At 70.3% G+C, this 9,965-nt stretch carries 11 protein-coding genes; 4 read left to right on the forward strand and 7 right to left on the reverse strand.

The features are described 5' to 3' along the window. Window positions 1-131 precede the first annotated feature (131 nt). Complete coding sequence (locus XM48_RS05895; RefSeq protein ID WP_231580818.1) at window positions 132-1,379, reverse strand: glycosyltransferase; 1,248 nt, start codon at window positions 1,377-1,379, stop codon at window positions 132-134. Between the two features lie 119 nt (window positions 1,380-1,498). Between XM48_RS05895 and XM48_RS05900 the strand changes: the two genes are divergently transcribed. Both XM48_RS05900 and XM48_RS05905 read left to right on the forward strand, forming a co-directional pair. Continuing rightward, window positions 1,499-1,795, forward strand: a complete 297-nt coding sequence (locus tag XM48_RS05900) for a helix-turn-helix domain-containing protein (RefSeq protein WP_197074155.1) — start codon at window positions 1,499-1,501, stop codon at window positions 1,793-1,795. Beyond that, window positions 1,792-3,045 (forward strand): type II toxin-antitoxin system HipA family toxin, encoded by a 1,254-nt coding sequence (locus tag XM48_RS05905; protein WP_052961327.1) that lies wholly within the window; start codon window positions 1,792-1,794, stop codon window positions 3,043-3,045. The genes XM48_RS05900 and XM48_RS05905 overlap by 4 nt, the downstream gene beginning before the upstream one ends. 89 nt (window positions 3,046-3,134) lie before the next feature. On the opposite strand, the gene XM48_RS05910 is transcribed toward XM48_RS05905, so the two are convergent. The 6 genes from XM48_RS05910 to XM48_RS05935 form a co-directional block, all read right to left on the reverse strand. Then, window positions 3,135-3,899 carry an ABC transporter permease gene (locus XM48_RS05910; RefSeq protein ID WP_046454875.1) on the reverse strand — a complete coding sequence of 255 codons (765 nt, stop codon included), beginning with the start codon at window positions 3,897-3,899 and terminating at the stop codon, window positions 3,135-3,137. Beyond that, window positions 3,896-4,705, reverse strand: a complete 810-nt coding sequence (locus XM48_RS05915; RefSeq protein WP_046454876.1) for an ABC transporter ATP-binding protein — start codon at window positions 4,703-4,705, stop codon at window positions 3,896-3,898. The genes XM48_RS05910 and XM48_RS05915 overlap by 4 nt, the downstream gene beginning before the upstream one ends. A gap of 2 nt (window positions 4,706-4,707) precedes the next feature. Beyond that, window positions 4,708-5,073 (reverse strand): DUF1048 domain-containing protein, encoded by a 366-nt coding sequence (locus XM48_RS05920; protein WP_046454877.1) that lies wholly within the window; start codon window positions 5,071-5,073, stop codon window positions 4,708-4,710. A 1-nt stretch (window position 5,074) separates the two neighbouring features. Then, entirely contained in the window at window positions 5,075-5,458 is a 384-nt protein-coding gene (locus XM48_RS05925; protein ID WP_046454878.1) for a PadR family transcriptional regulator, read from the reverse strand. A gap of 184 nt (window positions 5,459-5,642) precedes the next feature. Then, complete coding sequence (locus XM48_RS05930) at window positions 5,643-6,506, reverse strand: pentapeptide repeat-containing protein (protein WP_046454879.1); 864 nt, start codon at window positions 6,504-6,506, stop codon at window positions 5,643-5,645. A 23-nt stretch (window positions 6,507-6,529) separates the two neighbouring features. Next, the gene (locus XM48_RS05935; protein ID WP_046454880.1) at window positions 6,530-6,859 is read right to left on the reverse strand and encodes a PadR family transcriptional regulator; all 330 of its coding nucleotides are present in this window, start codon (window positions 6,857-6,859) and stop codon (window positions 6,530-6,532) included. 266 nt (window positions 6,860-7,125) lie between these two features. Here XM48_RS05935 and XM48_RS05940 point away from each other — a divergent pair, with 266 nt between their 5' ends. Both XM48_RS05940 and XM48_RS05945 read left to right on the forward strand, forming a co-directional pair. Beyond that, window positions 7,126-7,356: a heavy-metal-associated domain-containing protein gene (locus XM48_RS05940; protein WP_046454881.1), complete on the forward strand. Its 231-nt coding sequence runs from the start codon at window positions 7,126-7,128 to the stop codon at window positions 7,354-7,356. An 80-nt stretch (window positions 7,357-7,436) separates the two neighbouring features. Further along, window positions 7,437-9,878: a cation-translocating P-type ATPase gene (locus XM48_RS05945; RefSeq protein ID WP_046454882.1), complete on the forward strand. Its 2,442-nt coding sequence runs from the start codon at window positions 7,437-7,439 to the stop codon at window positions 9,876-9,878. Window positions 9,879-9,965: the final 87 nt, after the last annotated feature.

Consider the following 9,965-nt stretch of genomic DNA (forward strand, 5'->3'; position numbering starts at 1 on the left):
TCGCGCAGGGGGCGCGGGGCGGTCTCACGGGGTTTCGCGCCGACTTCCTGACACGGTGTCCGGCCGCTTCGGAGTGGCCGAACACTCTGGTGCGGATCGCTTACCAGGAGCGGGATCCGCGCGAGGTGACGTCAGGGACAGTTTGTCCGGTCGAGCAGGGTGCGGTACGCGGCGAGCAGGTGCTCGGCCGAGCGGTCCCAGCCGTGCGCGAGGGCGAATCGGCGCGCTTCCTCACCCATCCGCTCCAGCCGCACGCGATCCCGCAGCAGCACCTCGATCTCGTCGGCCCAGGCCTCGGCGCTCGCGCCGTCGGGCAGCAGCACGCCCGTCACGCCGTCGCGCACGGCCTCGCGCAGCCCGCCCACCTCGCGGGCGATCACGGGGACCCCCGACGCGGCGGCCTCGAGCGCCACGAGCCCGAAGGTCTCGGTGTGCGAAGGCACGAGCATCAGGTCGGCCTGCCGGATCCGCTCGGCCAGCTCGGTGCGGCGCAGCGCACCGTCGAACGCGGTCGTCGAGACCATGCCCGCGTCGACGACGGCGGCGTGCAGAGCGCGCGCGTAGTCGTCGCCGTCGGGCGGCGGAGCGCCCACGATCCGGAGCACCGGGCGCCGCTCGGCCGCGATGAGCGAGATCGCGGCGACGGCGAGGTCGAAGCCCTTGAGCGGGTGCAACCGGCCGACGACGATCACCTCGGGGCGTCCGCCCCGCTCGATCCAGTCGCGCTGCTCGGCGCACTCCGCGGTCTCGCAGGGGTGGAAGCGCTCGGTATCGACGCCGAGCGGCACGACCGCGATGCGCTCGGGATCGCCGCCGAGGCGACACTCGATGGTGCGCCGCTCGGCCTCGCTCACGGCGAGCAGCAGGTCCGCCTCGCGGGCGAGCCGCTGCTCCCCCGCCTCGCGGCCGGGCGATTCGGCCCGTTCGCCGTCGCCGAGCGGGCTCTCGTGCGGCGCCGCGATGGAGTGGTAGCTCTGCACGAGCGGGATGCCGGTCGCACGGGCCACGGGCAGGGCGGCGATGCCCGAGAACCAGTGCTCGGCGTGCAGCAGGTCGGCGGGGTGCTCGGCCAGTTCGGCGGCGAGCGCCCGACCGAAGTCGTCCATCACGGCCTCGTGGTCGCCCTTGGCGAGCAGGCGCGCGGGCCCGGCGTCGAGGTGCACGACCGTCAGGTTCGCGCGCGTCTCGACGCGGGCGGGCACCTCGGGGTCGGCGCGCCGGGTCAGGATCCGGACCTCGTGGCCGGCGTCGGCCAGCGCCTCGGCCTGGGCGCGCACGGCGACGTTCATGCCGCCGGCGTCCTTCGTACCCGGGACGTCGAGGGGGGAGGTGTGCAGCATCACGAACGCGATGCGGAGCGCGGGCTGGCGTGAGGTCACCCTCCGAGGGTATCGGGCCGCGGGCGCGCTCGAATTGTTGCGCCCGTTAAGTACGTGTCAAGGATAATTTGATAGCCTATAAATCATGCTTTGACCGCACTTATGCCAAGGGGGTTCAGGTGGGACTGCCGACGACCGCGCAGGAGGACGCCGCGAAGATCGGCGATGCGCTCCGCCGCTGGAGACTCGTGCACGACCTCCCCGCGAGGGTGGTGGCGGACCGCGCCGGCATCTCGCTCGACACGCTCCGCTCCCTCGAACGGGGAGACGGCACCGGGGCTCGCTTCGGTGCCGTGCTCGCGGTCGCCCGGGTGCTCGGGATCCAGGAGCGGATCTTCGATGCGGTCGAGCCGCTGAACACCGAGCTCGGGCTGCTCCGTGCCGACCGCATGCGACGGAAACGAGCCCCGCGGTGACCGCGGTCGATGTCTCCGTGCAGCTTCCGTCCGGAACGGAGATCCCGGCGGGGGTGCTCCGCGAGGAGCCCTCGCCGACGGGAGGCGCGCCCTTCGTCTCCTTTCGCTATCACGCGGAGTACCTGGCGGCCCCGGGGAGCTACGCGCTCTCGCCGGAGCTCCACCTCGACACCGGGTTGCAGCGGCCGCCGGTGCATCGCCCGATGTTCCTGGGGTTCGAGGATGCCGGCCCCGATCGCTGGGGGCGGGACCTGCTGCAGGAAGAAGAACGCCTGCTCGCGAGACACGATGGTCGGCCGTACGGTCGCTTGAGCGCGCTCGATTCGCTCCTGCGCGTGTCCGACAGCACCCGCCAAGGGGCGGTCCGATTCTGGAGCGACGGCGCCCCGCTCGGCCGCAGCGCGCTCCCCGATCGCGTGGACACCGTGGACTGGCCCCGGTTGCTCGCGGCCGCCGCCGATGCCGAGGCCGGGCGCAACGTGGCCGCCGCGCTCGAGATCCTGTTCCAGTTCGGTTCGGCTTCTCCCGGCGGCGCGCGGCCGAAGGTGCAGGTCACCGACGACAGCGGGAGCCTCTGGCTCGCCAAGGTCCCGGCCCACGGGGACCGCTGGGATGTGTCGCTCTGGGAGGAGGTCACCCTCACCCTCGCGGCCCGCGCCGGGATCCGCGTTCCGCCGCATCGCCTCGAGCGCGTCGGTGAAGGACGTTCGATCCTGCTGCTGCGGCGCTTCGATCGCGAGGACGGTCGACGCATCGGGTACCGCTCCGCGCGCACCCTGCTGCAGCTCGACGATCATGAGATCGACCGTCGAAGCTACACGGACCTCGCAGGCGCCCTGCGCCGGACGGCGAGCACGGAGGACGTGCACGAGCTGTTCCGCCGCGTCGCGTTCACCCTGCTCGTGGGCAACCTCGACGACCACATGCGGAACCACGGTCTGCTGCGCACGAAGACGGGCTGGCGGCTCTCGCCCATGTTCGACGTCAACCCGCACTGGGGGTCGGGCTTCGATTCGACTCCGATCGTCCCCTCCGGGCCCACCCGACGACGCGAGATCCACGAACTGCTCGACGTCGCGGACGCGTTCGATCTGAGCACGGACACCGCGATGACGATCCTGCGGGAGGTCGAATACGCGACTCGAGACTGGGCCGCCACCGCGATCGGCGCCGGTGCCGAGCAGGAGAACCTCGAACCGTTCGCCGCGCTGTTCGACGGCCCCGCACGGGACTGGGTGCGGAACCGGTGACCCCGAACCGCCAGTGAACGCATCGAGCCCCCATCCGATCCGGATGAGGGTTCGACGCGTTCACTCGCGCGGGCCGGCTGGCGCCCGCACTACGAGATCTTCTTGCGGTAGATGACGATCGCGAAGGCGTAGGCCAGCACGAGGATCCCCACCATCCAGGCGAGCGCGATCCAGATGCTCCCGCCCACCGGTTGGCCGGCGAACAGGTCGCGGATCGTGTTCACGATCGAGGTGACGGGCTGGTTCTCGGCGAACCAGGCGACCGGCGCGGGCATCGAGGAGGTCGGCACGAACGCCGAGCTGATGAACGGCAGGAAGATCAGCGGGTAGCTGAACGCGCTCGCGCCGTCGACCGTCTTGGCCGAGAGCCCGGCGATCACCGCGAGCCAGGTGAGCGACAGGGTGAACAGCACCAGTATCCCGGCGACCGCCAACCAGGCCCCGACGGAGGCTCCGGTGCGGAACCCCATCGCGAACGCGACACCGACGACGATCGCGACCGAGACGATGTTCGCGACGAGCGAGGTGAGCACGTGCGCCCAGAGCACGCTCGATCGGGCGATCGGCATGGACTGGAAGCGTTCGAAGATGCCGCCCTGCAGGTCGAGGAACAGCCGGTACGAGGTGTACGCGATGCCCGACGCGATGGTGATGAGCAGGATCCCGGGGAGCATGTAGTTGATGTACGACTCGGAGGATCCGGTGCGGATCGCGCCGCCGAGCACGTAGACGAACAGCAGCATGAGCGCGATCGGGGTCACCGCGGTGGTGATGATCGTGTCGGGACTGCGCAGGATGTGACGCAGCGAGCGCCCGGTGAGCACGCGGGTGTCGCTGAGGACGTGAGCGGTCATCTCGATCCCTCCTTCTCGGTCTTCTCGGCGCCGGTCGCGGATGCGACCGACGGGCCGACCAGCGCGAGGAAGACCTCCTCGAGCGTCGGCTGCTTCTCGACGTACTCGACCTTCGCCTGCGGCAGCAGGCGCTTCAGCTCGGCGAGCGTGCCGTTCTGGATGATGGTGCCCTCGTGCAGGATCGCGATCCGGTCGGCCAGCTGCTCGGCCTCGTCGAGGTACTGCGTGGTGAGCAGCACCGTGGTGCCGCCGTCGGCGAGCGCCTGCACGGTCTGCCAGACCTCGATGCGCGCCTGCGGGTCGAGCCCGGTGGTGGGCTCGTCGAGGAAGATGATCGGCGGGTCGCCGATCAGGCTCATCGCGATGTCGAGCCGGCGGCGCATGCCGCCGGAGTAGGTGCCGGCCCGGCGCCCGCCCGCCTCGGTGAGCGAGAACCGCTCGAGCAGCTCGTCGGCGATCCCGCCCGGATTCGGCAGGTGCCGGAGCTTCGCGACGAGCACCAGGTTCTCCCGGCCGGTGAGGATCTCGTCGACCGCGGCGAACTGACCCGTGAGGCTGATCGCCTCGCGCACCTCGCCGGGCGACGTCGCGACGTCGACCCCGTGGACGGTGGCGGATCCGCCATCGGCTTTCAGCAGGGTGGACAGGATCCGCACCAGGGTGGTCTTGCCCGCTCCGTTCGAGCCGAGCAGGGCGAAGATGCTGCCCCGCTCGACCTCGAGGTCGACCCCGCGCAGGACCTGCAGGTCCCCGTAGGCCTTCGTGACGCCTCGCACGCTGATGGCGGGGGCGGCCGTGGTGGTCATGATCAGCGCTCCTTCCCGGCGGCCTCGTCGATCGACTTCGCGAGGCGCGCCCGCTCCTTGTCGATCCACTGCGTGCCGCCGTACGCCTGGGCGAAGGTCTCGGCGAACTCGACGGGATCCTGCCCGACGATGTCGCGGACGGGGGTGCCGTCGGCGGCCGCGCGCTCCCAGAGGTCGGCGAGGTCGTCGAACATCTGCACCAGCGTGTCTCCGTCGGTGACGCCCCCGTAGTACATGAGGTACCGGTGGCAGGCGTTCGCGGCGACGCGGTAGGACTCGGGCAGCGCTTCGATGCGCGCCTTCGCCTGCTTGTACTGCTTCTTCTGCTCGAGCGAGCCCGTGAGGGCTTCGATCCATTTGGCGGCCATGTCAGGCTCCTTCGTTCTCGTTCGTGTCGGTGGTTCGGTGCGCGGCGGCGGGTGCCGTCGCGTCGCTGCGGTGGAGCTGCTCGATGCGCTCCGTGAGGAAGCTCCAGGTCTCCCAGAAGTCGGCGAGCTGCGCCCGCCCCTGCGCGTTGAGGGAGAACACCTTGCGCGGCGGCCCCTTCTCGGACGGGACCTTCTCGACGTCGACGAAGCCCCGCTGCTCGATCCGCACGAGGAGCGCGTAGATCGTGCCCTCCGCGATGTCGGCGAAGCCCTGCTCGCGCAGCCGTGTCGTGATCTCGTACCCGTATGCCGAGCGCTCGGCCAGGATCGCCAGGACGATCCCCTCGAGCGTGCCCTTGAGCATCTCGGTCATCTGACTCGCCATCGTTCGCCTCCCTCTCTACTCTGTGTCGTTGACTACCACTACAAAGTAACACTGAGTACCGGTAGATAGCAACACTGAGTACCAACTTTTTCTCGCAGCCATTCGGCCCGCGAGAGATCCCGGCCGAAAACACGAAGCGCGTGCCGGAGCACTGCTCCGGCACGCGCTGCATGAGACACGTTCCCTATTCGACGACGACGCCCGCGAGGTCCGCGCCGAGGCCCTTGAGCCCCGCGTAGGTGAGCTTGTCCATGCGCGCCCCCGAGAAGTCGACCTTGCGGAAGCCGGTGCGGTACTTGCGGCTCCAGCCGCGGAACGAGACGTCGCGCAGCGTGGCCCCGGCGAACGAGGCGCCCGCGAGGCCGGCGTTGTCGAAGCGCACGCTCGTGAACCGTGCGCCGCTGAAGTCGACGCCGCTGACGTCCGAATAGCTGAAGTCGACCCCCACGAAGCTGCAGCCGTCGAACTCCACGCCCGTGAGGTCGGCCCGCTTGAACTTCACGTCGGTCAGCTCCGATCCCCCGAAGCGCGTCCGCTTCAGCGAAGAGGTGCTGAAGTTCGTGCGGACGAGGATCGCGCCGACGAGACTCACGCCGTCGAGGTCGCTCGTGGTGAGCACGGCATCGGTCAGGTTCGCGCGGTCGAAGGTCGCGCCGGCGAGGTCACTGCTGCGGAAGGCGCTGCCGGTGAGATCGGCGCCGGTGAAGTCGGAGTCCTTCATGGCGCTGGCCGAGAAGGATCCCTTGCGCACGGTCACGCCGGCGAAGTCGCTGCCGGTCAGTTCGCTCGCGGTGAATCGGGTCGCCATCTGGCGCTCCAGGGTGATGGTCATGTCGCTCATCTCTTTCACGGTCTCCTCGATGTCGCCGATGCTGTCGAAGGTCTCCTCGAGCGCCTCGGCCTCGCTCCTGCCCGAATCGACGAGCTCGCGGAATCGGTCCTGCAGGTCCGCGTGCAGGTCGGATTTCAGTTCTTCGATGCTCTTCGCGCCCTCGTGGGCGGCGAAGAGGCTGTTCACGTGCTCGGTGATCTTGTCGTTGGTGCTCATTGCGTTTCCCGCTCCCGTCCGGTTCACAGCAGCCGGTCGAGCACGCGCTTCGCGTGCTGCCAGTTGCTCTTGTTCTGCTCGTAGGTGCCGCGTCCCTGGTCGGTGATGCGGAAGTACTTGCGACGGCCGCCCTGCGACTCGTCGCCCCAGTACCAGGTGATGTCGCCGTCCTGCTCGAGTCGGCGCACGCTGGAGTACATGGTCGCCTCCTTCAACTCGTACTCCCCGCCCGACCGTTCGGCGATCATCTTGACGATCTCGTAGCCGTACCGGTCGGCGTCGAGGAGCTGCCGCAGGATCATCGTGTCCGCGTGCCCTCGCAGGAGGTCCGAGGTGACTGCGCCCGTTGCCATGGTCACTCCTTCCGTTCATGAAGAATGTACGTCCAAGTACTGTGACTGTCAAGGTAGTTGATCCGGGAAGGATCCTCCTCCCCGATTGCTCGCGAAAAACTTCGGTCCGCAGGGTTGCGGACGATACCCCTCGGGGGTATGGTTGCGTTCAGATACCCCCACTGGGTATTGCGTCGACACGGTCGGTTCCACGTGAAACACGGATCCGAGACCGTCCCGTCGCCAGAATTCCGGCCCAGCGCCGATCCACTCCGAGGAGCACTCCGATGAGCACCACCGCCGACACCACCACCCGCGCCGAGTTCGCCGTCACCGGCATGAGCTGCGGGCACTGCGAGGGCGCGATCACGCGCGAGGTGAGCGGGATCCCCGGCGTCACGGACGTCGAGGTCAGCGCTCAGACCGGTCGCCTCTCCGTGACCGCCCAGGGCCCCGTCGATACCGCGGCCGTGCTGACCGCGGTCGACGAGGCCGGATACTCGGCCGCCACGGCCTGACCGACACGAATCGTCGCGGGGCGCCGCAGTCGACGCCCCGCGATCCCGGCACAGCACCAGAGCAGAAAGCGAGCAGCATCATGACCCCCACCCCGGACCCGCTGGTCTTGGACATCGGCGGAATGACCTGCGCTTCGTGCGCCAACCGCATCGAGAAGAAGCTCGGCAAGATCGACGGTGTCGAGGCCACCGTCAACTACGCCACCGAGCGCGCGACCATCCGCCCCGCGGCGGACGCCGACCCGGCGGCGAGCGCCGAACTGCTCGCGGATCCCGCGCGGTTCGTGAGCACCGTCGAGGATCTCGGGTACCGGGCCACGGTGCGGCCGTCGGTCGCCGCGCGCACGCGGGCCGCATCGCGCGAAGCGCACGCGCAGACCCCCTCCGAGCACGGGGGGATGCACGCCGGCCACGACATGAGCGAGCACGACATGTCGGGCCACTCGGGCGGCGACATGGCCGGACACGACCACGGATTCTCGTTCGCCGATGGCGCGAAGGAGGCCGACGACGCCGAGCTCCGCGATCTGAAGCACCGCCTCATCGGGTCCGTGATCCTCTCGGTCCCCGTGATCCTCATGGCGATGATCCCTGCGCTGCAGTTCACCAACTGGCAGTGGCTCTCGCTCGCGCTCGCGGCCCCCGTGATCACCTGGGCTGCCTGGCCGTTCCACCGCGCCACCTGGATCAACTTCAAGCACGGCGCCGCGACCATGGACACCCTCGTGTCGGTCGGCACGGGCGCCGCGTTCCTCTGGTCGCTCTACGCGCTGTTCTTCGGTACCGCAGGGCACCCGGGCATGACCCACGGCTTCGAGCTGACCGTGAACCCGGGCAGCGTCGACGGTGCGGGCAACATCTACCTCGAGGTCGCCGCGGGCGTGATCATGTTCATCCTCGCGGGCCGCTACTTCGAGAAGCGATCGAAGAAACAGTCGGGCGCCGCGCTCCGCGCGCTCATGGAGCTCGGGGCCAAGGAGGTCACGGTGCTGCGCGGCGACGCCTCGGGCGACGCACCCGCGACCGAGGCGCGGATCCCCATCGGGGAGCTGCGCGTCGGCGACCGATTCGTGGTGCGCCCCGGCGAGAAGATCGCGACCGACGGCGTCGTGGAGTCGGGCGCGAGCGCGGTCGACGCCTCGATGCTGACGGGCGAGTCGGTGCCCGTCGAGGTCGCCCCGGGCGATCCCGTCACGGGAGCGACCGTCAACGCCAGCGGGCGCCTCGTGGTTCGCGCCAGCCGCGTCGGATCCGACACGCAGCTCGCGCAGATGGCGCGGCTCGTCGAGGACGCGCAGTCGGGCAAGGCGGCCGCGCAGCGGCTCGCCGACCGCATCTCGGGCGTCTTCGTGCCGATCGTGATCCTCATCGCCATCGGCACCCTCGTCACCTGGCTGCTGATCGGCGCCTCCCCCGCCGCCGCGTTCACCGCCGCCGTCGCGGTGCTGATCATCGCCTGCCCGTGCGCCCTGGGCCTCGCGACGCCGACCGCGCTGCTGGTCGGCACCGGTCGCGGCGCCCAGCTCGGGATCCTGATCTCGGGGCCCGAGATCCTCGAATCGACGCGCAAGGTCGACACGATCGTGCTCGACAAGACCGGCACCGTGACGAGCGGGCGCATGGCGCTCGCCGAGGCGATCCCCGCCGCGGGCGAGGATCGCGCCGAGCTGCTGCGGATCGCCGGAGCGCTCGAGGCGGGTTCGGAGCATCCGATCGCGCAGGCCATCGCGGCCGGGGCGCGCGAGTCGGATCCCGCTCTGCCCGAGGTCGAGTCGTTCCGGAACGCGCCGGGAACGGGCGCGAGCGGCGTCGTCGACGGCCGCGCCGTGCTCGTCGGGCGCGAGGCGCTGCTCGGCGACTGGGCGGTGACGATCCCCGCGGAGCTCGCGACGGCGAAGGCCGCCGAGGAGGCGAAGGGCCGCACCGCGGTGCTCGTCGCCTGGGACGGCGTCGCGCGCGGCGTCGTCTCGGTCTCCGACCGGGTGAAGCCGACGAGCGCCGAGGCGATCCGGCAGCTGCGCGAGCTCGGGCTCGAGCCCGTGCTGCTCACCGGCGACCACGAGACGGTGGCACGCGAGGTGGCACGCGAGGTCGGCATCGACCGCGTCATCGCCGGCGTCATGCCGGCCGACAAGGTCGAGGTCGTGCGCGGCCTACAGGCCGAGGGCAAGCGGGTCGCGATGGTCGGCGACGGCGTCAACGACGCCGCGGCGCTCGCGCAGGCCGACCTGGGTCTCGCGATGGGCACCGGCACCGACGCGGCGATCGCGGCGGCCGACATCACGCTCGTGCGCGGCGACCTGATGGGCGCGGTCGACGCGATCCGGCTGTCGCGCCGCACCCTCGGCACCATCTACGGCAACCTGTTCTGGGCCTTCGCCTACAACGTGGCCGCGATCCCGCTCGCCGCGCTCGGCCTCCTGACCCCCATGATCGCGGGCGCCGCGATGGCGTTCTCGAGCGTGTTCGTGGTCGGCAACAGCCTGCGGCTGCGCCGCTTCCGGAGCGTGACGAAGGGCTAGGGCGGCCCGGCCACCGGCCGTTCCCGCCGGCGCCGAGGTGCCCCGTGCTGGGGTTCTGAGCGATCGGAACCCCAGCACGGGGCACCT

It is taken from the genome of Leucobacter sp. Ag1, assembly GCF_000980875.1.
Classification (GTDB): Bacteria; Actinomycetota; Actinomycetes; order Actinomycetales; family Microbacteriaceae; genus Leucobacter; species Leucobacter iarius.

Bases quoted from the DNA above. Each gene is read 5' to 3' on its own strand.
- XM48_RS05940 (WP_046454881.1), top strand. From the start codon at position 7,126: ATGAGCACCACCGCCGACACCACCACCCGCGCCGAGTTCGCCGTCACC.
- XM48_RS05935 (WP_046454880.1), bottom strand. From the start codon at position 6,859: ATGGCAACGGGCGCAGTCACCTCGGACCTCCTGCGAGGGCACGCGGAC.
- XM48_RS05945 (WP_046454882.1), top strand. From the start codon at position 7,437: ATGACCCCCACCCCGGACCCGCTGGTCTTGGACATCGGCGGAATGACC.
- XM48_RS05925 (WP_046454878.1), bottom strand. From the start codon at position 5,458: ATGGCGAGTCAGATGACCGAGATGCTCAAGGGCACGCTCGAGGGGATC.
- XM48_RS05930 (WP_046454879.1), bottom strand. From the start codon at position 6,506: ATGAGCACCAACGACAAGATCACCGAGCACGTGAACAGCCTCTTCGCC.
- XM48_RS05915 (WP_046454876.1), bottom strand. From the start codon at position 4,705: ATGACCACCACGGCCGCCCCCGCCATCAGCGTGCGAGGCGTCACGAAG.
- XM48_RS05920 (WP_046454877.1), bottom strand. From the start codon at position 5,073: ATGGCCGCCAAATGGATCGAAGCCCTCACGGGCTCGCTCGAGCAGAAG.
- XM48_RS05910 (WP_046454875.1), bottom strand. From the start codon at position 3,899: ATGACCGCTCACGTCCTCAGCGACACCCGCGTGCTCACCGGGCGCTCG.